The sequence below is a fragment of the Mycobacterium sp. JS623 genome (genome assembly GCF_000328565.1).
Lineage (GTDB): Bacteria > Actinomycetota > Actinomycetes > Mycobacteriales > Mycobacteriaceae > Mycobacterium.
In genome coordinates this window covers 72,078-95,023 of sequence record NC_019958.1, presented here as the reverse complement: position 1 = coordinate 95,023, position 22,946 = coordinate 72,078, and the positions used below count along the sequence as shown (strand labels likewise).

Genomic DNA, 22,946 nt, shown 5'->3' with positions numbered 1-22,946 from the left:
CTGACGGTCTCGTCTTCCCCGCGCCTGCGGGGATGAGCCCGGGATGTGGGACAGCCCGTCGGCAGTGGCTACGTCTTCCCCGCACCCGCGGGGATGAGCCCAAGTGGATCTGGCCGCGCGTTCCCGGCATAGTGTCCTCCCCGCGTGTGAGGGGATGAGCCCCTGATCGCGTCGCTGAGTGGATCGGCGGCACAGTCTTCCCCGCGTATGCGGGGATGAGCCCGATCGCGCGCGACTGTGATGGGTAAGGCGTTCGTCTTCCCCGCGCCTGCGGGGATGAGCCCGAGTTACCAGCTCGGTTCGGAGGCGGTGCGTTTGTCTTCCCCGCGCCTGCGGGGATGGGCCCCTGATCGCGTTGCTGAGCGGACCGGCGGCACTATCCTCCCCGCGCCTACGGGGATGAGTTCTGGCGGACTGACAACGAGGACGACTCCACCGCGCCTGCAGGGTTTGAGCGGAAGTGAAAAGAACCCCGTCGTGTCTGGCCGGCGCTCCGGGTCACCACCATGATGTGGTCGTCGGCCACGCCTCAGCGGAGCGCTTGCTTAAGACGCAGGAGCGGCGTCTGGGTCCTGGAGCTTTTGTGGTCCATGCTAAGTACTCGGAATGTGTTCCGAATACCATCTTGTGGAGGGGTGTATTGCCCTCGGCAGATTGGCAGCAATAGGTGAGGTGCGTCCATGGCGTTGATCATCGATGATCCCGAGGTCGAGCGGTTGGCCACGGAGGTGGCCGCCAAAATGGGTATTACCGAGATTGCTGCGATTTGCGAGGCCCTCCGCAGTGCGCGACGGGCCTTCGGGATTGTCCAGCGACCCGATCGGGCCGAGGATCTTCTGGAAGTGATGCGGACCGAGATCCGGCCGCTGATCACTGACCGTCGCCCGGTGTTGAGATCCGAACGCGAACAGACCCTCGGCTACGACCCTGCGACGGGCGTGTGAGTCGATCATGCGCTATTCTCGTTGGCGCATGCCCGGTCGGATCGTCTCCACTTCGGTGGAACCCGCCGGGCCTTCTTTTGCAACGGGGTTCTGGTCAAGCCTGACGGAGACGCTGTGGCAGGGGACCTTGCCGGGCACGTCGAAGTCCGCCACGGTCGGCGTGCAGCCGGTCGGGTACGGGAAGTAATGCTGCGCTGTACCCGTGATCCAGCCAGACGGAGACGCCGTCGCCGTCGGCATCGTGATCCGAGGTGCCGACGCCGGCGGAACCGTGGCCGAGCTGGTCCAGCCCTTGGCTGCAGAAGTGGCAGCTGACGCTGGACACGTCGAAGCCCGCCGCGGGCGGCGCGCAACCCGTCGGGTACGGCTGGAGACCGAGAACTTCCTCCGCTCAGGGAGATGTCGGCGGCGATGCGCGCGCATGTCGTTGCGCTATGAGTAGATCAGCGCGTGATCGCCTCCCGGACATCGAGCACGCCCGACCCAAACTGCGTATGAGTTAGATGGTGAGGTAGCCGAGTCGCTGCGCGGCGGCGGCGATGCGGGTCGTCAACCCTGGGTGGGTCAGGGGAAGTGAAAGTGTTGGGCGCGTGGGCATTGCGGTGGCGGCGGTGGTGAAGAGTGCGATGCAGGGTTGGCCGGCGAACCTGCTGTTGTAGCGCAGGCCGTCGAGGTCGGGGAAGGCTTCGGTGATGCGTCTGGCCCAGCGTTGGGTGATGGAGTGCGGCCCGGTGGAGAGGGCGAAGGTGCCGCCGGCTCGGGTGGGCCAGGCGCCGGTGCTGTCGGCGGCGAGGTCGAGTAGTTCAAGGGCGCGGGTGAACCGCACGGCGGTGAGGTAGGGGTCACCGCGGAACCGGTCGATGGTGCGGTCGGCTTGGAAGGCTTCGGCTAGAGCTGGCAGCGGTTCGGAAGCGCCGTACCAGACGCCGATCCCGTCGTGGTGGCGAGCCGGTGGGGGGTGGGGGTCGAACCGCAGGTGCGGTCCGTGTTCGCGAAAGGCGTTCCAGCCCAGCACGTGGGTGCCGGTGGTGCGGTGGACTCGCCACCACGTCTCGTCGGTGTCAACGGTGCGCAGTTTCACGTCGCGGATGCCGATGGCGCGAAGTTCCTCGGTTGATGGCGGGCCGGGTAGGCGTGCGGTCACGTGGCGTACCAGTCGACGGCAGACGCGGCGGCGACGGCCTGGTCGACGTCGCCGCCGGTGCGGAGCCATTCGATCGGGGTCATGGGGCGGCCGTGGACGAGGTCGGGCTGCGGGGTGCGTAGAAAGCCTGCTACCGCCACGGGGTGCAGGTCGCCAGGGAGGGCGTTGAGGACCTGGTCGAGGCCGCGGACCTGGCAGGTGGGGCCCCCGTTGTCGCCGGTTTCGAACTGCAGGATGGGAAACAGCCAGGTCTGGCCGTCGGGGATGGCCCACAGCTCGCCGGCGAGGCGCTTCTGGCGTACGCGGGAAGCGCTGATGTTCAGTCCGCTGGCGACCTCGTCGGCGGTGAACGCGGTGACCGCGAGGTGGGCTGTGTGTCCGGCGATCTCGGTGCCGGCGGCGATGAAGGCGTCGCGGTCCTCGGCGAAGTCGGCGTCGTCGAGCAGGCGGGCCTCGGCTTCGGTGAGAGACGCCGCCCATGGGCGCGACGCCGGCAGGTATCGCAGGGCGTTGACGAAGTCATCGGGACTGATCTCGAAGCGGTCGCGCAAGAGCTGTTCAAGTTCGGTGGACACGGACATCAGCATCTCTCCTAACGTATATTAACGGCATACTATCGCCGTTAGATGGTTGATGTCGAGGGTGGCGAAGTTGGTCTGCAAGTGCGGAGTCGTGACGGGCCAAAAGTGTGGTCCGGTGACTGCGGTGACTCCTACCCAAGGTTGTATTTGGCGCGCCCGCGGAGGGCGACTCCGGCGGGCCGGTATACCTGACCGAGCCTGACGGGGACGCCATCGCTGTCGGCATTGCTATTCGAGGCGACGAGTCGGGATAAGTCGCGGAGTTGGTACAGCCGTGGTTGCAGAAGTAGCAGTTGACGTTGGACACGTCGAAGCCCGCCGTCGGCGCGCAACCCGTCGGGTACGGGAAGTAGAAAGTCCGGCCCGGCGGCCAAGCCAGGCCCGGCGGAGTCAGGCGGGTTGGAAGCCGAGTTCGGCGTTGGCCAGCCCGTCGAAGCGATCCGGACTCTCTGACACACCCCACGAATAGGCCCGATCGAGGCTCCCGTGCTCGGCCAGCGCACCGCGAACCCGAGCAATGTCGCCGGCAGCAAGATCGCGGGTTGCGTAGGGACCAGTCACGAGAACCGCTCGGCCGTCCTGAATCGCGCTGACGTAAAAGTACGCTTGGGCGGGCTGATGACGACGGTCGAGGAACGCCAGAAGTAGCCAAACGACGCCGACGATTCCCGCGATGGCCGCGTAACGCGTGAGCAACGGCCCCGCGCCGCCTGCGGGCAACCGCGCGCCAATCACGGCGACCGTCGCGGCGAGCGCGAGCAGGCCGCATCCTCCGACAACACTTCGGGGTCGACGACCTTTCGTCATGCTCGCTGAGATTACCGGCCAAAGGGTTGGTTGCGGCCTGTGCGATTAGTGAGGAGCATCGAGTGCTTCGAAGGCCGCGGTTCGTCGTTTAGGTCGCCCCCCTGCTCTGTATCGCAGACGGAAGGTCAGGTCGGTCAGAGCGTGACGTGTTCGTGCGGTGCGTAGGTCCGCGGTCGTGCGGTCGAGGCGCGAGTCGAACATGTATTAGCGCTACACAGATGTGTGGGTTCGCAGGTCTCCTGGGAACGGTGGCGACGCAACCGTACCCACTCGGGGTAACGGTGGTATCTTGGCGTTAGCCATCGTTAGTTTCTGATGTGAGGATCGGACCCACCATGACCGTTGACGAACTCGACCAACTCCTGCGCGACCGCTTCGACCTGGGCCGAGACGATCTCATCGCCGCTTTGAAGACCTTGCCCGCGCACCGCCCGTGGGCGGCGACCCTCACCGCGGGGGAGGCCCGCCTGCTCGACGAGGCCGGCTTCGCCGAGGATCCGGACGCCTACGCCGAGATCGCTGCCGACGTCACCGCTCACATGGCCCGGCTCTACAGCACCGCCTACACCGCCGCCGAAGTCGCCAGCGGGTTGGGCGTCAACGATTCCCGCGTCAGGCAACGCCGCCTCAATCACACTCTGTGGGCGATCGACGACGGCGGCACCTGGGTGTATCCGGTCGTCCAGTTCGAGCTCGTCGACAACGGCCGCGGAGCCCCGCTGACTCTCAAGCACGTTCGAGGCCTCGATCGAGTCCTCCCGCAGCTACTCACCAAGGGTTTGCATCCCACGGCGATCGCCGGGTTTCTCCTCACACCGCAGCCCGAACTGCCCCTCGGCGGACAACCCACGTCGGTCAGGGAGTGGCTACTAGCTGGCGAATCCGAGGAGCCCGTGCTGACTCTCGTCGACGTCGGCGACTGGGCGGCAACGTGACGCCAGACCCGATGCTGCCGGACCCGCCGCCCGCGGACGAGATGCGCGCGCTGGGCATTCGGGCCGGAGAAACCCGCATCGTCGCCGTCGACGAACTGTGGTGGCGTGTGCACAAGACCGCCGGCGGTCACGTGCTGGCGTGGAACTCCTTGCGCACGTTCGGTCCGCTGCTGCGTTTCGACCCGCATCGCCTCCCCCGAGGCGAGGACCCGGGCCGCGGTGTCTGGTACGGCGCATCCACACCGGACGCGGCCCTGGCCGAGGCCTTCCAGGTCGACCGCACCATAGACCGCGGGCTCAACGGCCCGTACCTGACTGCGCTGTCCTTCACGCGGCCGCTCACGGTCCTCGACGTCGCCGCCGACAGCCACGGCGCCTGGGCCACCCGAGCCGGCGGCACCTACGCCATGTCCACCGGCCTGCATGCCGTCACCCAGTCGTGGGCTCGCGCGATCGTCGACGCCCACCCCGACATCGACGGCCTCAGATACAACAGTCGGTTCGCCGGTGCTCCGTGCTTAGCGCTGTTCGCGCCGGCAGCCGACGCGATGCCCGTCCGGCCGCAACTCTCCCTGCCGCTGACCCATCCCAACTTGGCGGCCCGCATTGCAGGTGCAGCGAGCCGGTTGGGCTACGGCGTGGCGTGACCGGCGATGGGCGCGAGAGGGCATCGGGCGGCCTGGGATCGCCTTCGTCGGCGCTGCGGCGGGCCAGGCGACGCCGTACCGTGGGCGGCGTGAACACCCGCAGTGGCGCGCACAAGCCGACGCAGCGGCCAGTCCTACCGGACGACACGAAGTTGGCCTGGGAGCTCGCCGACACAGCCCGGAACCACCTCTCGGCGGCCGAGACCAGCTCCGTGCACATCGCGATCGGTCTCGGCGATCAATTCGCGGCGATCGACCTGCTGCTGACCGTCATCGCTCGCGAGCAGGTGCATGCCGACGCTGATCTGATGGCGACCGTGACCGCCTGGTTGGACTGCTACCGCGGACACGACGACGAACCGCGATTGCGGGACCTACTCGCCGGCGTCGCCGCGGGGGCCTGCCCCGCGAGGGCGCCCGACGCCGTACGCCGGGACGACCCAGGCCTCGACGCGGCGACGGCCTAGCAGCAACCGGGCTGCTCGCGGGCGCTAGGCCGTGGGCTCCAGGGCCGTGTTTGGTCGTTGCTTCGGTCCCGCGAGGCGGTTAGTCGGTGGTGGTGGCCCATCGCTGCAGGCGGTCGGGTCCGAGGCGACGTTTGTCGTATTGCAGGTTCGTGCCCTTGTTGAGGTCGATCGCGATCTGGCGGAGCGTTTCGGGTCCGGTGCCGCCCCACTCGTTGCGCAGCGCCTCGACCATCAGCGCGTCGGGGTCAAGCGGTAAACCCCTGGCCCGCAGGTACGACATGGCGTGCACCGCTTCGGAGCGTTCCCGCTTGTCGAGAAGGCCCTGGTTGCGGACAGCGATCATGGTCAGGTCGGCGATCGCGGCGCGCAGCGGCGCCGGCGCGGGGGCGACGGGGGTGATCGGTTCGCCGGCGAGGTGTTCGACGTCGAGGGCGGTGATCCAGGGAGAGTGGTGCTGACCGTCCTTGGCGTAGGGCTGAGGGCCGTAGGCATCGACGACGATCAATCCGCCGACGGTCGCCGGTAGGACGCCGCGAGAACGGCCGTGCCTTTCGACGTCGAGGACCTGGCTGAGGTCGAGGAAGGTGCAGATGACAGTGCCGCGAGGAGTGCCGAAGAACTTTGACCGCCTGGACGCGCAGGTCACGGGGACGCCGTAATCGTTGAGGTTGTTCTCATCGATGCTGGCGGTGTCGGGGGCGTGGATGGTGGCGGTCTCGCCGGCCCACAGCAAGGCGCGCGCGACGGCGCGGTCGAAGGGTTCGTCGGCGGCGATGTAGGCGCGGCGCATCTGGTCAACGGTAGTGCCAGGCGCTGACGAGGAAACGGCGCGGCTACGGCCGCGGGTCGTCGTCGACTACTCGCCGGCCTTCGCGGCCTGTGTCCTGCAGGGGGCGATGTGGTCTTCGACCTCGAAGCGTCTCGGGGCTGATGCCGGGGGGCTAGCGCGGTGAGCGGGCTCCGATGGCCGATGGTGGAACAGGGTCGAGGTCGATGTGGAAGACGCGCCAGTGGTCGACCGCCAGCCATGGCGGGTCCTCGAGATCTGGGCAGCGGAGCGCGGTGAGGAAGATGGTGTCCTCGGGCAGCACGATGTCGCGAGTGGAGCGGACGAGTTCCCCGGTATTCGGTGGCAGCCGGAGGTGGCAGACGTCGGGCGCCGCGTAGGAGGGCCGTGAGTAGAGGCTGCGGTTGTCGAGCAGTGCGCGCATCGCGTCAATGTTGCTGCGGAACAACGGAAGTCGTTCGGGAACGATCAGGTTGGGCAATATGCTGGACAGCTCGGAAGGACTGCCGAACATCAGCTGCTTGTGCAGGTAGGCGTAGAGGGTGACGAGAGGTCGGATGCCTTCGGCATCGACGTGCAGGTAGAAGTCCTCGGCCCTGCCGGGGAGAAAGCCGTCATCCGAATCATGTTGGCGGGTGAGGGTGTTGATCGCGTCGAGAGGTGAATAGACGTGCACGTTCGGGTAGCTGATTTGCCGGACCTTCTTGTCACCGCTGACGAGCATGGCGGCGTCGCCGTCTTGGTAGAGGGCGACGAGGAAGTTGTCGTCGGCATCGGCGCACACCTGCGGGATCTGGGACTCCGGTCGGTCCTGCACCCACTCGGCGAGCAGGATCACCCCGTCGACGAACGCTTGCGCATCCTGTTCGGAGATTCTGGCCCGCAGGTGGGGCCGTGCCAGGACTTCGGTCACTTCGTCGATGAGAGCGTTGCACGCCAGGAGCGTGATGTCGTGGCGTTTGGCCGCTGCCAGGAGTTTGGCGGATGCACCGTGTCGGGAGCCGATCGCGGCCGAGACCAGGACGTTGGTGTCGCCGACGACGCGGAGCACGATTCAGCGCGCGGTGACGTCGTGGTGGGCGCGGCGCTCTTCGCGCATGGCCGCCATCTCATGCTCGACGAAGTCATTGACCTCTGGCTCGTCGATCGCAGGGTGAGAGTCGTCGGCAGGGGCAGGTAGGGCGGCGTCGATGAGCTCGGCGTCGGTGGTCCACGCGCCGCGACGGGCGGCCAGGCGGGCGCGCGCTGCCTGTTTCTGCTGCTCACCTGCCGACACGACATCCAGGCTAGTAGCTGCCGTCTGTCTGTGGGGGGCGAGGGGTCTGTCTGTGGGGGGCGAGGGGTGAAATCCGCCGGGAGGGTCGTGCGTTTCGCTGTCGCCAGCGCCGACCCAAACGAACTGGGTCGACGTCGTCGGGGTGACCGCGTTCACGCTCCTCGTGGGGCTGCGGAACCGGACGGGCAACCGGATCGTGGGGGCGAGCTCGCAGTTTGACTATACGATCGGCGCCTCGGGGGCGAGCGCCCACGTCGCGAGGGGGGAAGAGCGTGGTGAATGCCGTGGGCCCGTGGCGGGTGGGTTACGTCGAAGACCATGAGAGCACTGCGAGGGGGCTGCGGTCCATGGTCGAGGAGGCTCCCGATCTCATGTGGGCCGGGACAGCGCCGACGGTGGATGAGCTGTTGGCGTTGTCGGGCGACTTCGATGTCGTAGTGCTCGATCTCTCGCTGCCCGACAACTCCACCCCCGAACGCAACGTCGCGCGCCTGGATGCCCTTGGCATTCCCACCCTCGTCTACACCGGCGCCGAGAGGTTCGACCTGCTGCGGTCAGCAGCTCGTGCCGGTGTGCTGGGCACCATCAAGAAGGAGGCCAAGGCGGCCGCGCTGCAGGAGGCCATCCGGCAGGTGGCGCAGCGCCAGGAGGTCGTCGACAAGCAGTGGGCGGTGGCTCTCGACGGTGACCCGGAGCTGGGGCTCGCGCAGCTGAGCGCGCGAGAGCAGGAAGTGTTGGCTTTGATCGGCGACGGTCTGACGTGGTCGATGATCGCCAAGGAGCTTCACATCTCCTCGGAGACGGTGAAGAGTGTCGTGGGAAAGATCCGGCGCAAGTACGCCTCGATCGGCCGTCCCGCCGACAACGCCGCCCTGCTGTCGCGGCGGGCGATGGAGGACGGTTACACCTCCCCGGACTACGGTCGCCCACCAGCTCAGTGATCGCGCCGCCCTCCACCGCGACGCCGCCCGTGCGTCCTCGTCGTGATAGTCGAGAGATCCGGCGAGCGTTGGCGGAGTTCATCGGATATGGCTATGTCGCCTACTTCGTGATCGTGATGGTCGAGATCTACCTCGACGCGACACCCACTGTCCCTACGTGGTGGACACCGTTGGCGTTGGCGATCGTGTTCGTCCCCGGATGGGCCATGCTGGCCAGCAGCTTCTCCACTCGCACCACGAAGTTCACGATCGGGGTGCTGCCTGTGTGCTGCGCGGTGGGGTATCTCCTGGCCGTCGGCAGCTGGTTCCCGGTGTGGACCGGCGAACACTCGGCCACCAGCACCGGCACGTGGCTGGTGACCTTCCCCGGCCTGGCGGCGCTGGCCCTGGTCGTGACGCCGCGCCCGTGGGCCGCGCTGGCCCACTTGGCCGTCGCGCTTCCCGTCGTGCAGATCGCCAACGCCAAGGCGCGCTCAACCCAGTACGGGCAACTGCTCGTCACCGACATCGCCTGGGGGGTCGCCTTTAGCGCGCTGTTCGTTCTGGCCGGTCTGATGGCCGTGCGCACTGGGGCCGAACTCGACAAGTCCTATGTCAGCCTTCTGCGTCTGACCGCGGAGTCGGCGGGTCAGCGTGAGCGAGAAGTTCAGCGCAAGATCTACGGTCGGTTGATCCATGACAGGGTGTTGGCGGTGATGCGTGAGGCGCGTCGCGCCAACGTCGACCCGACCGTCGGCAAGGATGCTCGCCGAACGCTGCGCAATTGGGAGGGGTTGGCCGACGAGCGGTCGTCGGTTCAGCCCATCGGGCCCGCGGACGTGCTGGACCGGCTTCACGAGGAGCTCAGCACGGCGCACCCAGCGCTGACGCTCACCGTTGAGGGCGATCTGAACCCGCAGCGCCCGTTGACGGTGCCGATGCGTGTCGGTGCGGCTTTCGCCGACGCCACCGGTGAAGCGATCCGCAATGCGCGCCGCCACGGCGGACAAGCGGTCACCGTCACCGTGACCGCGCGGGTGGACAGGTTTCCCGTCGTGGTCACCGTCGTCGACGACGGCCCGGGATTCGATCTGACGACGATTGCCGCGACGGCACTGGGGTTGACCAACAGCATCGCCGGGCTGATGTCTGACGTCGGCGGTCATGCTCGCATCGTGTCCGCCCCCGGGGCCGGGACCACCATCGAACTGCGTTGGCCCCGATGAGTTTCCGTGACGAGAACGACCTGTCAGCTCCGACGCTGTTGTGGTTGCACACCCTGCCCGCCAAGGTCGTCGCCGGCGGGTTCGTTGCCGCCACCTTGGCATCGTTGCCCAATTACGGTGCCGACAACTCGAGCCTGCCGGGGCTAGTCATGGCGGTGGTGATCGTCGCCGGCGGCATCGCGACGCTGATGGCCACCCGCACCGATCCGATGCCCGGCCGCACCGCGGCCCTGGCCGCGGCCACAGTGCCGGTTGGTGCGCTGATCACCGGCCTGGCACTCCCCGGTCACGTCGCCAACCCGAACCAAACCAACGCCCTTGGTGCCGGGGTGGCGCTGTGCGCATTCCTGTGTGTGCGTGGCCGCGTCAAGATGGCCTGGGTGGCTCAAGTGGCCGCGGCCGCCATCATGACCGCCTGGGGCCAGTGGACGGGTCAGGGCCCGTGGACCGGTTTCCTGGTGGGTCTGCCCAACCTCGCGGTGCTGGCGATGGCCACCGCGTTCGCCGGCATCATGCGCCCGGCCGCCCGCGACGTCCGCGAGGTGCGTGCCAGCGAAGCCGCCGCGCACGCCGACATCGTCGCGAGCCTCGAGCGCGACGCCGAGCGGCAGCGTCAACAAGACACGTTGCAAGAACATGCGTGGCCGTCGCTGGAGCGCCTGGCCTCCGATGTACCACTAACGGACGAGGAGGCCGAGAACATCGTGTTGTTGGGCGAGCAGCTGCGCGACTCGATACGTTCACCGTTCTTCGACGTGCCCGAACTGCGGGTCGCCGCCCGCGCTGCACGTGCGCGCGGCGTCGACGTCGACTTGTTCGACGACCACGGCCTCGACGGCCACCCCGACCGCGCGGCCGCGTTCCGCGCCCTGGCCGCGCAATGGTTGAGCCACGCGGTCGACGGCGAGATCACCGTGCGGGTGCCCCCGCCAGGTCGTAGCGGATTGGCCAGCATCGTCGCCGTCGACGCCGACGGTGAGGGCCGAATATTGCGGATGAGCGCCGACGGGTCGGTCAGCATCACCTGACTCACCGTGCCCCCCTTTGGGTGGCCCCCTTTTGGGTGACCCCCAAAATGGTGATCGCGGGAACCAACGGCGGTGCCGTTCAATCAATTTCATGAACAAACTCACCACAGCAGCACTGACCGTAGCCGCTTCCGCCGCCCTGGCTGGGGTCGGTCTCACCGCATCGCCGCTGGCCAACGCGGCCGACTACGGCGTCAGCATCGCCACCTACTGCGCCAACAACGTCTCCAGCGGCACCGCGGCGCCGAGCCAGGCCACCAACATCAACAACCGGTGGGACGGCTGGCGCTGCGGGACCCGCCTCGGCCTGGTCACCGTCGACGTCGCCAAGGCCTGCCGCCAGCAGGTCAACCCGAACGCGATCGCCGTGACGGTCAACCAGACCGCCAGCGGCTGGCGCTGCCGGGTGTAAACCCGCTGCGATCGCGCCCGCCGCTCTGGCTCGCTGCCGCCTCGTGAGGGGGAAGGCGGCACGCACCCAGCGCGGCGGGCGCTTTGCACCGCCCGTGTTCGACGATGCTGTCCAACCGGGCCTAATCCCTCACAGTGTCATCCCCGAAAGGGCCCCTCATGATCTTCTGTTTGTTCTCCAAGGTCGCTAAATGTGTTGCCGTCGTGGTGGTTACGTCGGCGTTGCTCTCCGTGGCGTTTCGCTGGGTGACGCCCCCCATGACGGCGTTCATGCTCGCCGACCGTGGGTCACCGCAGTACCAGTTCGTGTCCAATGACCACATCAGTCGCCGCTTCCTGGCCGCGGTGCTCGTCCACGAAGACATCAACCTGGGCCCGCGCACCGGACCGTTCGACCTGGCGGCGTTCATCGGCCGGGCCCGCGCCCACCTGGGCGGTCAGGAAGATCCCGGAGGCTCGACCATCCCGCAGCAGTTGGTCAAGAACATCTTCCTGTGGCGTGGCGGAGGAGCGTTCCGTAAGGCCATAGAGGCCGCCTTAGCGACGGAATTCGCCTTCAGCATTTCCGACGCCAGACTCCTGGAGCTCTACGTCAACTACGCGCAGTTCGGCGCCGGGCTCTACGGTGTCTGCGCCGCGAGCTGGTACTACTTCGATCAACCGCCGTCGATGCTCGACGACGACCAGTCCGCGCAACTCGTCGGGTTGCTTCCGCTGCCGGATCTCGTCCAACGTCAGATCGGCGGCGGCATCTATCTCGGCCCGGATGCCAACCCCAAAGCGGTCGACCTGATCAACGGCTCCAAGAATGTCTGGCTACCAACCGAACTGGCCAACAACGGCGGATGGCAAGCCGTAGTCAGAACCGTCGGCATCACCGACACCGCAGCGGATCACGCCGGCGACGTCGATGACGATTCATGCTCATCGATGCCCGAAGACGTCTCGCAGCGTCTACAGCAGGAAGACCCGACGTACATTCCGCCGTCTGATCCTGGCGCCACCGTGGTGACTGGGAGCAGGGGCTGCCAACGTCGTACCCACCCGCCGCGGAAGGCCGGCACGGCGCGCTCAGTACGCCCCAGGGCGCGCGGCACACGACGGTGTGACGCCGGCGGCCCTGCTTTCGTCGGCGCGACGCGGCAGGAAGACGTCGGCCTTGCTGACCCCGGACCGGATCAAGATTCTGAGCGCGTCTCGCGGACGAGGCCCTGAACACTTGCGTCGCGCAGCGTTTGCAGGAGATCGAGCTGGGCGTCGATGTCGGGGGTTGGGCCGGCAGTGGTGAGGTAGGTGGGTGACACGCCGAAACCCGTTGCTATAGCAGCCAGTTCCGTGTTCGTTGCCGCCACGTCGTTATCTCCCGAGCGCAGTGCCTCGAGCCTCGCCGCGCTGACGGGAACACCACTTTTTGCGGTGATCGCCGCTGCTGCGGCGGCGGAAGACATGGGCGGGGCGTCTCGCTTGTGCATCACCTCGAACAGCCGGCCAATCTTGCCAGCCAATTCGGCGGCGGCGCCTGTGCCCGGACACTTACCTGAGGCTTCCCAGCGGCATATTCGTCGGCCGTGAGCGTCGTACTCGTTGATCAGCGCCGCAGTCCGGCCGCATGCGGGGCAACGCCGAGCTTCAGCGGTTCGCTTCCCGGTTGCATGGTTCTCGGCCACGCTGGTCGCGTTGGCGAACCGTCTCCGCCTCATTCCCGGCTGGCCGCCTTTAGGCGACGCGGTTGCGCCGCTTGGCGAGCTCATCGTGAGCGTGCGGTTGACTTTGCTCGGTGACGGCTTCTGACGGGACATGGCGGAGGTCCTCCCGCAGGCCGGGAAGCGAGGCCCCGACGGCTATGCCAAAGACGCCCTGGCCACCGGCGAGTAGGTCGACGACGTCGTTGGCGCTGCTGCATTCGTAGATGCCGACGCCGTCGGACACAAGGGTCAGCCCAGACAGGTCGGTGACTCCGCGGTTGCGCAGCGCTTCCACAGCGGTACGAATGTTGGCCAGCGATATCCCTGCATCCAGCAGACGCTTCACGACCCGCAGAACGAGCAGGTCGCGGAAGCTGTACAGGCGAATGCTTCCGGATCCCGCAGCGGTGGCGATGGACGGTCGGACCAGGTCAGTACGTGCCCAGTAGTCGAGTTGCCGGTAAGTGATGCCGACTACCGTGCACGCGGCCGGTCCTCGCCATCCCCGAGTGTCGTCGTCGCCGGATGCGGCGTCGAACACTTCTGCGTCGACGTCCTCGAAGCTCAGTTGGTCTGACATTTGCGCGTCCCTCCCACGTCCAGGATAGATCGGAGAGCCCGCGGCCGGCGGCGTCGCCGACGGCCCCTGTTCGACCTATAGGTGACTTCCATTGGGCCGCTTGTGGTTCGGCGAACGATTGTGACGCTCACATTGGAGATTCTCAGCGGTGTTGAACGTGGTGTTGACGAACTGTTCCGCGTGGGCCACGCAGATGGCTACGTCGGGCACGGGAGAGCAGATGTCGATGGCGGCGGACGGAGTGAATCGGCCACCGAGAGGGCCGGTTCCCTTCGTCGCGCTGCGTGCGGCCCACCAGCGGTCAAAGGTTGGCGCGGAGCCGGCACTGATGAGTGCCCGCGAAGCAGTGGAACGGGTCGTACGGCGCGGCGGTGACGTTCTGGAGTAGCGGCACGTCGGGTTCCCAGCGCCAGCTCAGCCACCGCGCCACGCATAGTCCGGTGACGGAGGCCGCGCCTCCAGCCTTGAGGGCGGCAGCAGCGGACTGTATCGAGGTGCCCGAGGTCCAGGTGTCGTCGACGAGCAGCACCCGTTTGCCTTCGATGGCCGGCCGCACGGCGTCGGGCACGGTGAAGCGGTCGACGTTCGCGACGCGGGGTGCGTGGACGGGGCCGCAGGCGATGGACACCCGCTTGGTCCGCGAGGGTGTGCCATCGTCGGTGTTCTGGGCAGCGATGCGGGCGATGTTGAGCGCGACGCCGGTGACGGGATGCAGGCCAGTTCGTTTCGAGGGCACGTAGGTGGCGACGTCCCACTCCTGGCCCTGCTCGGCGGCGCGGATGCAGGGGTCGTGGACCCAGGTGGCGGTGAAGGTGAGCATGTGGACGTCGTCGACGCACTGTTGCGGCGCATGGACTGCCTTGTACTGGCGCATCGTGTGCGCGCTCTGGGACCACGCGTCGGGGTGCCAACCGTCGGCGTAGGCGAGGAAGAAGGTGCTGTCACACGTCGCGCCATGGAGGTTCGCCTGTGTCGTGAGGCAGGTTGAGCACAGCCCCTGGCCGGGCGCGGGGCCGTGGCAGACCGGGCAGACGCCCGGGCCTTGGGCGGCGATGTTGTGGAAGTAGGCGACTCGGCTGAGTGCGACGGCGATGTCGTGGCGCAGGACCTCGTCGGACTCGCGCTCGGTCACCAGTCAATGCTCGACTGAGCGGCCACGAGGCGGTTGCGGACCGACTGCTCGGCGGCTGCGATGTGCTCCAGCTGACCGATGGCCTCGCCGGCGTTGTCGACCACGAACACGTCGGGCCGGTCGGCCAGGGCTCGACCCCAGGTGGTGCCTTCGGCGACGGTGCGGTGCAGAACGAGGCGGCGCCCGTGGGCGACGGCCTCGAGGGCTTGATGCTTGGTCCCGGACTGCTCGGTGGCTTCTGCGATGACCGTCGCCCGCGCGTAGGCGCTCATCGTCTTGTTCCGGGCGGGGAAAGCCCACCGGGCTCCGCGGAAGCCTGGGAGAAACTGAGTCACAATCAGTCCGCGTTCGGCGATCGTGGCCTGTAGCTCGGTGTTCGGCGCCGGATAGGCGTGGTCGATGCCGGTGCCGATAACCCCGACGACGCGACCACCGAGGTTGATCGCTGCGGTCATCGCCGCCGTGTCGATGCCTTCGGCGAGGCCGGACACCACAGTGACCTCGTGGTCGACCAGGCCGCGCGCGACGTCGGCGGCGAAGCCCAGGGCGGCCGTCGAGGCCTTGCGGGAACCGACGATCGCGACCCCGTAGTCATCAGCGACGAGACTGCCTTGGGTCATCAGTACTGCTGGTGGGCGGCGGGCGGCCCGGACCCGATCGGGATACTGCTCGTCGAGGACCGTGTAGACGCCCCAGCCGCGGGCGTGCCAGTGCTCGACGTCGCGGGCAGCGGTGTCGCGGTCGGGTTCGGTCCCGGGCACGGCGATCAACGTGGCGCCGACGTGTGCGTCCCACAGAGCGTCAGCGGAGCCGGCGTCGAGGAGTGTTTCGCCGAGGTCGGCGAGCTTCAACGTCTCGGGCAGATCGCGCATCAAAGCGACGACGGTGGCGGCCGCCGGATATCTCACTGTGCCCACACCTCCTCGCTGCCAGCGATGGCGATCACCGCCTGCGTAGTCGGAGGGTAGCGCGCGGCACCGTCATATTGCCGAACGCGCCCCGGTGAGCGATGAGACGTTCGCGCGTTGAAAGTTCTGGGAACTCCCGGCACGCGGTTTGTGGGGGCGCCGGCGCTGCCGCGGGGCGGGAACACATAGAAGTGAGGCAGATCGTGATGATCAACCAACAGTCGCGTCAGTCGCTGAACCGGGCGTCCGCGCACGGCTAGAATGCAAGCGCGGGAACGGGTTCGGGTGGGATCGGTGGACGGATGACGCGCTGGCCATCGGATGACAAGCCCGGGAAGATCCGGGATGCCGCGCTGGCGGAATTTGCCGCGCGAGGCGTTGAAGCCACCTCCCTTCGGGAGGTGGCGGCGAGGGCCGGCGTGTCCGTCGGATTGATCCAGCACTACTTCGGCACCAAGGGCGACTTGGTTGACGCGGTCAATTGGCACGTGACCGATCTGCTGCGCCAGGCGCTTGCCTCCGGGCCCGAACCGGTGACGGTCGACGATTTCGGCGAGCAGGTGATGCAGCTCTTGACCAAGCACACCGTCGTGGCGGACTACCTCGCTCGCGCGTTGGTGGACGACACTCCGTTCGGGGCCGCGATCTTCGACACGTTGATCGAAATGGGAATCGCGCGGTGGCGCCATCGCGCCGATGTCGGGCAAACCGTCGAAGACTTGGACGTTCCGTGGGCGGCGATGAACACGGTCGTGCTCGTCATCGGCACCGTGTTGTTGCGTCCGCACATCGAGCGCCAGCTGGCCGGCCCGTTGCTGTGCCCTGACCAATTGGCCCGGTGGGGTGCCGCGGTTAACGGTCTGATGAGCAGGGGATATCTGCACTCTTACCCAGCGGGCGGGTCCGGCGGTGGCGGGTTGGAGCAGGAGGGCGGCTATCCAGCAGGCGTCGGGCCCGCCAATGGGGTGCATGCGGTGCCGGTGGGCGCGCGCAAAGCCCGCACCTCTTCTACGGCCCGAACGCCTCTTGTGCCGCCGGAGAAGAATCGGTAGCCGCGCCTATGCGGAGGCCGTCAGGGCGACGGGTACTGCCCGGGGGTCTGCCCTTGGAACAAGACGCCCGGCTGCGGCCCGGAATTTCGGCTCAATGCCCCGCCTGAGGCTCTGATACGGGCCGGTTCACCCGTAGAATGCGGTGAGAACTGTCCGAAATGGCAGGTAGGGGAGAGCGATGGGACGCAGGCCTACGGCACCGGTGAAGCCGCATCTATCGCATGCGACGCTCGGGAGCTGCTCATGACCGAAGGCAACGTCACGCTGAACCCGGCCGAGGCGGCCGGCGTCTTTGGCGGCACCGCCGAGAAACTGGGCGGCATCAATGGTGCACCGCTGCCCGCTGACGGTGGGGTCCGTTCGGGCTTCTCGACCGCGACCGGCACGATGACGACCGATTTCGGTCAGAACGTCAGCAAAGGCGCTGCGCAATCCAGCACCGGCGCCCAGGCGTCGTCCGCGATGGGTGACACCGATGAGGCCAGCGGAAACCGGGTACGCGGCGGCCCCGACGCGCAGGACCCGCTCAAGGGCGGCGGCCGCGGCGGAACGGGCGATGCTCTGCGGGGCGCTGGCGCACCCAGGCTGACCGCCGCCGATCTAGCCAAGGCCGGCGCGTCTCCGTACCAGTCGTCTATGCCAATGAACCAGACCGCGTCGAGCATCCTCCCGAGCCTGACTCAGGCCGCTCAATCCATCCCGAGCGCGCTGTCCTCACCACTGCAAGGGTTGCAGGGACTGTCAGGTTTGACGGCGCCGTTCCAACAGATGCTCAGCGGGCCGGGCGGCAACCAGGTTCTGGACAACATGTTGGCCAAGGCCAACGCCTCCAATGGTTTTGACGGCGGCCCAGCCAGTTTGGCGTTGGGAAGTGCCAGTGGCGCGGACGGGACGAAGCTTAACGCGATCGCCAAGAACGTTCTGGGCATTCCCTACGCCTGGGGTGGCGGCTCGATGACCGGTCCGACGCAAGGCATCTCCGACGGAGGTGGCCCTGCTGACCGCGCCGGCGATTACCGCAAGGTCGGCTTCGATTGCTCTGGTCTGTCACGCTTCGTCACTGGGCAAATGTTCGGTGTAGAGATCCCGCGGACATCTGAGGCTCAATTCGCGGCCGGTGTGCCGGTCGGCGGCAGTCAAGCGCGGCCGGGTGACCTGGTGTTTCCCGCCTCCGCAGGGCGTCCGCCGGGCCACGTTCAGGTGTATCTCGGCGGGGGTCAGGTGCTTGAGGCTCCGTCGAGCGGGCAAACGGTTAAGGTGAGTGCGTTGTCGTCGGGAGCGGAGTTCCGTCGGTTCCATTCGTAGGTCCGCGCGGCTGCCGCTGCGGCCGTTGCGACCCAGCACTACGCGGTGAAGCTCCTAGTCGTCAGCAGCGACGACGGTCAGTGTGGCCACGTGCTGCGTCGATCCGCCGCTCTCCGCGGAACTCCATACCTCGTACACGCCGTCCCCTACGGCTCTGACCTGGTCGGTCGGCTGAGCGGTGCGGATGTGCTGCACCGCGGCGGTGTGAGCGTCCTCTGCGGACGCGTGATCGAACGACTCCCATAGCGGCGCCGAATCGGCGGCAAGGTCGGTGACGGTGGCGGTGAACGTCATCGTGTGGCCTCTCGGAGTGCTTTGCGGCGGTTACTGGGACCCGTCGGGTCGGGCGAGGACGACGTACACCCCGTCGTATTTCCTGGTGGGGTCTGGGCGTTGGATCGCGATGGCGTGGTATTCCGCGTCCGGGCCATACTCGGGGAGTTGGCGGACCTTGTCGCGGATGTCGCGCCCGATGGAGGTCGGGTCGGTGCCGGCGTAGAAGATGGAAGTGGCTGCTTGGCGCCTGCGGGTGGGCGCGAGTTGCATGTCCAATCGCATAGTGTCGTTGGACAGCAGGACGACATGTACATGTCGGGTCGACTCGTCGTCCAACAGGTCCGCAATGAACGTCTTGACCATGAAGGAATCACCGACCTTCTCAGCCCTGGTGAGTTCCTGGAGGTTGACGATGAGGCAGACGGCCCGCGGCGAGGCTTCGGCTGCCTGCGTGAGCGCCGTGGCGACGGATTGAACGGCGGCACTGCTTTCCCCGTGCTTCAGGTCCTCGTAGGTGTGGCTGTTCACGGCGGGTGTCCTGCCAGGTACCCGGGTGCCGAGGTAGTGGAACTGCAGATTGACCGGGTCGATGAGTGCAGCGGTGGCGAGCAGGGTCTGTACGAAATTCTGAGCCTGTCCAGGATCTGCGATCACAGTGGTGTGGCCACCCTTGATCAGTGAGAGCGAGAACAGGGTATGGCGGTGATTGGCGGCGTCGTCGACGAAGCCCAGCGGCAGTGCGGGTCCGTCGTCGGGTGCTCCCGCGGTCCACATCTCGACGATTGAGTTGATGGATGTTGGTTGCGGCAAGCCCGGCCATTGCTCAGCCGTCGGCGCGGTGGGGGTGGCGGGGGTGAGTGGTGGCGTCGCGGGCGGGGTGACGACGGGTGTGAGCGTTTGATCAATGTTCCGCAGAACCGCTTGGCGTGGCTTGAGGTGGGCCGCGGCGTCACTTCCGATCACTTCGCGTGACTGAGCGGCCGTGGGAAGGTGTAGGGCAAGGCGCTGAGAAATCGCGGCCAACTGCATCGCCTGGGCAAAGAGCGCTGCATTGCTGAACAGCCACACGTTGACGCCGAGATCGTGTCCTGTGCGGACGATTTGGGAGACGACCTCACCCAGCGGGCCGCCGAGATAGGTATCGGCGGTGTCGAGGGCGACGGTCAACGTCGGTAGTGGTGCGGATCCGGTGTCGAGTTGTCGGTACTGCTCGACGGTGTTCACCGAGTGGTCACGCAGCAATGCTGTGCGCCGTTGCAACTCGCCTGAGATCTGCGTGGCGAGGCGCTGCTGCGCGGACATGCTCGTGTCGACGGATACGTCCAGGATTGCCGGCGGCGTGGCCTCTGGTCGGCTGCTCGGCAGAAGGAAGGTGGGGCTGCCGGATCCGATCACGAACTGCTGCGGCTCGGTCAGTTCACCCGCTTGCGTCACGAAGACGCCCATGAGTTCGGTTGCGCCGCGGCCGACGACGAGAAGGTCCTCGTGGGGGTTGATGAGGGCGGGCTCGCCGCCCACGGTGACGCCGATCGGCATCACCGCTTTCGCCTCCGCTGAGGTGTCATCTGCCCCCTGGTCGTCGTTCATGTCGGGGATGTCGTCGAAGCCGAGCTTGGAGGTGGTGTCGAGGGCGTCGAGCCGGTTCAGGTCGTGGACACCAATCAGCGCGGCGACGATCTTCTGGTCTTTCATGATCACGACGCGGCGGCCTTCGGCGGCGCGGTTGGTGTACCGGCCGGTGTTGCGGTTGAACTCCGTCGCAGAGACAAGATCGTTCGTATCGACCAACATAAACGTGACTCTAACAGCACACACGCGAGTGTGCACGATTCTATGCAGAGTATGCTCTCGAAAATGCTATGTAGCGCGGGCATTCTTCGCCCGCATGTGCCGGCGTCACGCTGGCCTCCTACTGAGACCGCCGATGGTGTGTGTCAGGGCACACCAAGCGCCACGTGGACGTCGGCGCGGCGCCGATCGATCGATTTGGCTGCCATTCCCGTGGAGTCCTCAGCGTCGGGCGCTGACACAGCGCATATTCTTGGGCGTACGCCGCATGCGCGCGGCTGGCTCCCGCAGTCGATGGACCGCCCACACCGGTCTTCTCGCGAGTCGGGACAACGCCCTACGGGCGCCGCGCAGCTTTCCTGTTGGTGCGCGTGGCGGCGGGATGGTGTGGGAGTTCCGCGTTGTCCGCGTAACGAGACGGGAGGGCGGTTGAGGATGCCGACACCGAATGCGCGTAAGAAGGCTGCACGCGAGTACCAACGGAGGCACGGTGTGTCCTACACCGCGGCGTTGCGGGCGGTTGGTCGCGAGGCGGACGAGGGTGTCATACGGGATGTACGTCGCGAAGTCGACAAGGCCTTTCTCGACGCGCTCGGGGTGGGTGCCGTCGATACGTTTGATCCGGCCAAAGGATGGGGGCGTAATGCCCGTGATGCCGCGCTTCGTGCACCGGTCGGGGTGCTGGTAGATAGGCCGGAAGAGGTTGTCTCGGTTGGTCTCTCGGCTGCGAGTGCTGTGTGGTTCGTTGCGGGAATAGCGGGTACGGGGAAGAGTGCCGCGCTTGAGGCTCTGGTCTTGGCCATCTGTGCCCTTTACCCGCCCAGCAGGGTAAAGCTGGCGCTCCTCGACCTCAAGGGCGCCACTTTCGAGCAGTGTGCAGATCTCCCGCACGTCGTGTGCTCGCTACAACGCCAGCAGGGCGACCCGTCGATGCTCAGCGCTACAGATTTTTGCTCCGCGGTGTGCGACGAGGTCGACCGCCGTGCGGCTATGCGATTTGAAACGCTCAGGGCAGAAGCTGATTTCGTGGTCTTGATCGATGCGTTCGATGAACTTGTCCTCTTCAACCCCGAGGTCATCGCGCTCTATACCCGCCTCGTCACTGAGGGGCCTGCGCTGGGCGTGCGTGTCGTAGTCACAAGCATGCGGCATGAGGTCTACCGGGATGACCTGATACCGCTGCGCCATGACGGTGTGGTGGTCTTCCATTCCCGTTCGGCTACGAGCACCGCACTCCTGGGCGGCTCGGAAGCGACGGAATTGCCGCTCAGGGCGCAGTCTTACCTGAGGGTTGCGGCACATGGCTTGGCCGGGCCGGTGCGCATGTTCTACGCGGCGCCTGTGGCTTCGGTCTTGAGTCGACGCATCCGCGAGCGATGAGTTGCGTGGGCCAGGTCCTGCTCGCCTGGAACGCCGAGTGTGGCCCTGATGATTGTGGTGCCGTTCGCGATGAGGTATCGGCCGGCCCAGCTCAGCCAAGGATCCGGTGGCAGAAGGTTGGGTCGAATCCGGCTTTGCGGATGTCGTCGTCGAAGTCGCCGCGGCGGAAGCGGTCGAGGTTGATGCGGAACTGGTTGATGAGGTCGCCGAATCGCATTGCGTACATGGCGGATTCGACGCGCTGCAGGGTCCAGCCGGGGGTGGTCAGGATGTTGGCGAGGTCGTAGAAGTCGCGGCCGCGGGCGACGTCGGCGATGGCGGCGCCCTTGCCGGCGACGACGTCGTCGAAGATCAGTCGCAGACCGCCGCCAAGGCGTTGCTCGGGGTCTTGTGAGCGGCCATAGTAGACGAGTTGCACAATGACCGGGTGACCGGTTCCGGCGTCGACGCGGATCTTCTTGTCCATGTCCTGGTCGGCCACGAGCGCTGCGTGCCAACCGTGTTCGTGACAAACCTGGATGACGCGTGTGCAGGCGGCGGTGAACGCGCCGACGTCCCAGCGGTCGTTGAAGGCGTCGATGTCGTCGGTTTCGCGGGAGACGACGTCGTAGTCGATGAGGGCTGATCCGCCGGCGAGGGCAAAGCCGAATTCGGCGATCCCGGCCAAGATGGCGTCCTGGACGCGGATGCGGTCGTTCACGATGGTGGCCTCGTCTCGTAGGGTCGGGTGCAGGGTTTCCCAAGCGCGGCGTACGCGCGTCGGCAGCGATAGGTGGTGCCACGCCGCGATGAGGGCGTCGCGATTGATCCACCGCGTGAAGTCCTCGGAGCTGCTGGCGGTGGTGAGGGCCGAGGAGTAGAACAGCTTGCGGTCAGCGGGGTTGGCGAAGTCGAGGTCGCCGGGCTGCCAGTACAGGTGAACGGGCGGGTCGTGGGAACCGCTTACGGGGCCGGTGAGCAGGCTCAAGTCGGTGGGCACGTAGACGTCGGGCTGGTAGCGGGGAGTCCAGGACGGCCGCATGCGATAGATGCCCTCGGCCGCTGAGGCCGGTTCGGATGCCGTGAGGACGGTCAGGAAGGGCTGCGCGCGGATGGCGGCGATCTCCGGGTCGTCTGGATGCTCGGCCTGCCAGACCCTGCGGGGGCAGATCGCAGTTACGACGCGCAGACCCAGGCGGAGTTGTGCAACGGCGGCGGCCGCGCGCACGTCGTTGTCGTCGAGGCCATCGCCGACGACGAGGACCTCAACAGCAGTAGGGAATGATCCGTTCTGTCCGGCGTAACGCTGCGCCCAACAGCCGTGGACGATGACGGTGGCGGCGCTGAGCTCGGCGAACTCCTCGGCGACGACCTGAGCCGGGCCGAAGGTGACGGTGAGCAGTCCCGTCAGCGGGGTCGCGGCGGGGTGGCGCCGGTTCGCGCGGAGCAGTCGTGCTCGTCCGCTGCGTCGGCTCGTCAGCAGCCCTGCTTCTTCGAGGCGTTCGGCTTCGCGGTGCAGCGTGGTCAGGGGGATGTCGAGGGCGTGCGCGAGGTCGGTCATGGGGATCTCGTCGTCGGTGAGGAACAGGCGACCCAGGAGGCCGGCCTGATGCGAAGACCGGAAGATCGGCAACAACGCCGGCGCAACACTTCGCATAGATGGAATATAGCGCTCTCGGGCGCCTCAT

The 22,946-nt window shown here is 66.9% G+C and carries 26 protein-coding genes; 12 read left to right on the top strand and 14 right to left on the bottom strand.

What is annotated here, in order from left to right; genetic code table 11:
* Positions 1 to 680: 680 nt before the first annotated feature.
* Positions 681 to 944 (top strand): type II toxin-antitoxin system VapB family antitoxin, encoded by a 264-nt coding sequence (locus MYCSM_RS33650; RefSeq protein WP_015298009.1) that lies wholly within the window; start codon positions 681 to 683, stop codon positions 942 to 944.
* A 12-nt stretch (positions 945 to 956) separates the two neighbouring features.
* Here MYCSM_RS33650 and MYCSM_RS38645 read toward each other — a convergent pair whose 3' ends face one another.
* The 4 genes from MYCSM_RS38645 to MYCSM_RS33630 all read right to left on the bottom strand — a co-directional run bounded on the left by MYCSM_RS38645 (position 957) and on the right by MYCSM_RS33630 (position 3,476).
* Positions 957 to 1,184 carry a hypothetical protein gene (locus tag MYCSM_RS38645; RefSeq protein WP_015298008.1) on the bottom strand — a complete coding sequence of 76 codons (228 nt, stop codon included), beginning with the start codon at positions 1,182 to 1,184 and terminating at the stop codon, positions 957 to 959.
* 259 nt (positions 1,185 to 1,443) lie between these two features.
* A complete protein-coding gene (locus tag MYCSM_RS33640; protein WP_015298007.1) occupies positions 1,444 to 2,088 on the bottom strand; it encodes an RES family NAD+ phosphorylase in 645 nt (214 codons plus the stop codon).
* Positions 2,085 to 2,669 carry a hypothetical protein gene (locus tag MYCSM_RS33635; protein ID WP_015298006.1) on the bottom strand — a complete coding sequence of 195 codons (585 nt, stop codon included), beginning with the start codon at positions 2,667 to 2,669 and terminating at the stop codon, positions 2,085 to 2,087. Before MYCSM_RS33635 ends, MYCSM_RS33640 begins: the two co-directional genes overlap by 4 nt.
* Positions 2,670 to 3,059: 390 nt before the next feature.
* On the bottom strand, positions 3,060 to 3,476 hold the full coding sequence (locus MYCSM_RS33630) for a hypothetical protein (protein WP_015298005.1): 417 nt from the start codon (positions 3,474 to 3,476) through the stop codon (positions 3,060 to 3,062).
* A gap of 335 nt (positions 3,477 to 3,811) precedes the next feature.
* On the opposite strand from MYCSM_RS33630, the gene MYCSM_RS33625 reads away from it, so the two are divergent.
* From MYCSM_RS33625 to MYCSM_RS35590, 3 genes are all read left to right on the top strand, one after another.
* Complete coding sequence (locus tag MYCSM_RS33625; RefSeq protein WP_015298004.1) at positions 3,812 to 4,411, top strand: hypothetical protein; 600 nt, start codon at positions 3,812 to 3,814, stop codon at positions 4,409 to 4,411.
* 11 nt (positions 4,412 to 4,422) lie between these two features.
* On the top strand, positions 4,423 to 5,058 hold the full coding sequence (locus MYCSM_RS33620) for an RES family NAD+ phosphorylase (RefSeq protein WP_015298003.1): 636 nt from the start codon (positions 4,423 to 4,425) through the stop codon (positions 5,056 to 5,058).
* Positions 5,059 to 5,147: 89 nt separating this feature from the next.
* Complete coding sequence (locus MYCSM_RS35590) at positions 5,148 to 5,525, top strand: hypothetical protein (protein WP_157681620.1); 378 nt, start codon at positions 5,148 to 5,150, stop codon at positions 5,523 to 5,525.
* Positions 5,526 to 5,604: 79 nt separating this feature from the next.
* On the opposite strand, the gene MYCSM_RS33610 is transcribed toward MYCSM_RS35590, so the two are convergent.
* From MYCSM_RS33610 to MYCSM_RS37610, 3 genes are all read right to left on the bottom strand, one after another.
* On the bottom strand, positions 5,605 to 6,315 hold the full coding sequence (locus MYCSM_RS33610; RefSeq protein WP_015298001.1) for a hypothetical protein: 711 nt from the start codon (positions 6,313 to 6,315) through the stop codon (positions 5,605 to 5,607).
* A gap of 151 nt (positions 6,316 to 6,466) precedes the next feature.
* Positions 6,467 to 7,363 carry a putative toxin-antitoxin system toxin component, PIN family gene (locus MYCSM_RS33605; protein WP_015298000.1) on the bottom strand — a complete coding sequence of 299 codons (897 nt, stop codon included), beginning with the start codon at positions 7,361 to 7,363 and terminating at the stop codon, positions 6,467 to 6,469.
* 3 nt (positions 7,364 to 7,366) lie between these two features.
* Positions 7,367 to 7,588, bottom strand: a complete 222-nt coding sequence (locus MYCSM_RS37610; protein WP_041315999.1) for a hypothetical protein — start codon at positions 7,586 to 7,588, stop codon at positions 7,367 to 7,369.
* Positions 7,589 to 7,860: 272 nt separating this feature from the next.
* Here MYCSM_RS37610 and MYCSM_RS33595 point away from each other — a divergent pair, with 272 nt between their 5' ends.
* The 5 genes from MYCSM_RS33595 to MYCSM_RS33575 all read left to right on the top strand — a co-directional run bounded on the left by MYCSM_RS33595 (position 7,861) and on the right by MYCSM_RS33575 (position 12,388).
* The gene (locus MYCSM_RS33595) at positions 7,861 to 8,529 is read left to right on the top strand and encodes a response regulator transcription factor (RefSeq protein ID WP_015297998.1); all 669 of its coding nucleotides are present in this window, start codon (positions 7,861 to 7,863) and stop codon (positions 8,527 to 8,529) included.
* Between the two features lie 68 nt (positions 8,530 to 8,597).
* The gene (locus tag MYCSM_RS33590) at positions 8,598 to 9,734 is read left to right on the top strand and encodes a sensor histidine kinase (protein ID WP_041315997.1); all 1,137 of its coding nucleotides are present in this window, start codon (positions 8,598 to 8,600) and stop codon (positions 9,732 to 9,734) included.
* Positions 9,731 to 10,762, top strand: a complete 1,032-nt coding sequence (locus MYCSM_RS33585; RefSeq protein WP_015297996.1) for a hypothetical protein — start codon at positions 9,731 to 9,733, stop codon at positions 10,760 to 10,762. The genes MYCSM_RS33590 and MYCSM_RS33585 overlap by 4 nt, the downstream gene beginning before the upstream one ends.
* 91 nt (positions 10,763 to 10,853) lie before the next feature.
* Positions 10,854 to 11,174: a hypothetical protein gene (locus MYCSM_RS33580; RefSeq protein WP_015297995.1), complete on the top strand. Its 321-nt coding sequence runs from the start codon at positions 10,854 to 10,856 to the stop codon at positions 11,172 to 11,174.
* 158 nt (positions 11,175 to 11,332) lie between these two features.
* Complete coding sequence (locus MYCSM_RS33575) at positions 11,333 to 12,388, top strand: transglycosylase domain-containing protein (RefSeq protein WP_015297994.1); 1,056 nt, start codon at positions 11,333 to 11,335, stop codon at positions 12,386 to 12,388.
* Here MYCSM_RS33575 and MYCSM_RS37605 read toward each other — a convergent pair.
* From MYCSM_RS37605 to MYCSM_RS33555, 4 genes are all read right to left on the bottom strand, one after another.
* Positions 12,352 to 12,678, bottom strand: a complete 327-nt coding sequence (locus MYCSM_RS37605; protein WP_157681619.1) for a hypothetical protein — start codon at positions 12,676 to 12,678, stop codon at positions 12,352 to 12,354. The genes MYCSM_RS33575 and MYCSM_RS37605 overlap by 37 nt on opposite strands.
* Positions 12,679 to 12,889: 211 nt before the next feature.
* Positions 12,890 to 13,438 (bottom strand): MerR family transcriptional regulator, encoded by a 549-nt coding sequence (locus MYCSM_RS33565; RefSeq protein ID WP_015297992.1) that lies wholly within the window; start codon positions 13,436 to 13,438, stop codon positions 12,890 to 12,892.
* Between the two features lie 301 nt (positions 13,439 to 13,739).
* Entirely contained in the window at positions 13,740 to 14,570 is an 831-nt protein-coding gene (locus MYCSM_RS33560; RefSeq protein ID WP_015297991.1) for a phosphoribosyltransferase, read from the bottom strand.
* Positions 14,567 to 15,478 (bottom strand): DNA processing protein DprA, encoded by a 912-nt coding sequence (locus tag MYCSM_RS33555; protein WP_015297990.1) that lies wholly within the window; start codon positions 15,476 to 15,478, stop codon positions 14,567 to 14,569. Before MYCSM_RS33555 ends, MYCSM_RS33560 begins: the two co-directional genes overlap by 4 nt.
* 302 nt (positions 15,479 to 15,780) lie before the next feature.
* On the opposite strand from MYCSM_RS33555, the gene MYCSM_RS33550 reads away from it, so the two are divergent.
* Positions 15,781 to 16,530 (top strand): TetR/AcrR family transcriptional regulator, encoded by a 750-nt coding sequence (locus MYCSM_RS33550; RefSeq protein WP_015297989.1) that lies wholly within the window; start codon positions 15,781 to 15,783, stop codon positions 16,528 to 16,530.
* A gap of 243 nt (positions 16,531 to 16,773) precedes the next feature.
* Positions 16,774 to 17,835 (top strand): C40 family peptidase, encoded by a 1,062-nt coding sequence (locus MYCSM_RS35585; protein WP_015297988.1) that lies wholly within the window; start codon positions 16,774 to 16,776, stop codon positions 17,833 to 17,835.
* 54 nt (positions 17,836 to 17,889) lie between these two features.
* On the opposite strand, the gene MYCSM_RS33540 is transcribed toward MYCSM_RS35585, so the two are convergent.
* Both MYCSM_RS33540 and MYCSM_RS33535 read right to left on the bottom strand, forming a co-directional pair.
* On the bottom strand, positions 17,890 to 18,129 hold the full coding sequence (locus tag MYCSM_RS33540; RefSeq protein ID WP_015297987.1) for a hypothetical protein: 240 nt from the start codon (positions 18,127 to 18,129) through the stop codon (positions 17,890 to 17,892).
* A 30-nt stretch (positions 18,130 to 18,159) separates the two neighbouring features.
* Positions 18,160 to 19,902: a type II toxin-antitoxin system Phd/YefM family antitoxin gene (locus tag MYCSM_RS33535; RefSeq protein WP_015297986.1), complete on the bottom strand. Its 1,743-nt coding sequence runs from the start codon at positions 19,900 to 19,902 to the stop codon at positions 18,160 to 18,162.
* Positions 19,903 to 20,391: 489 nt separating this feature from the next.
* Here MYCSM_RS33535 and MYCSM_RS33530 point away from each other — a divergent pair, with 489 nt between their 5' ends.
* Positions 20,392 to 21,279, top strand: coding sequence for an FtsK/SpoIIIE domain-containing protein (locus MYCSM_RS33530; RefSeq protein ID WP_157681618.1), 888 nt, complete (start codon positions 20,392 to 20,394; stop codon positions 21,277 to 21,279).
* A 91-nt stretch (positions 21,280 to 21,370) separates the two neighbouring features.
* Here MYCSM_RS33530 and MYCSM_RS35580 read toward each other — a convergent pair whose 3' ends face one another.
* Positions 21,371 to 22,915 carry a winged helix-turn-helix domain-containing protein gene (locus tag MYCSM_RS35580; RefSeq protein WP_015297984.1) on the bottom strand — a complete coding sequence of 515 codons (1,545 nt, stop codon included), beginning with the start codon at positions 22,913 to 22,915 and terminating at the stop codon, positions 21,371 to 21,373.
* Positions 22,916 to 22,946: the final 31 nt, after the last annotated feature.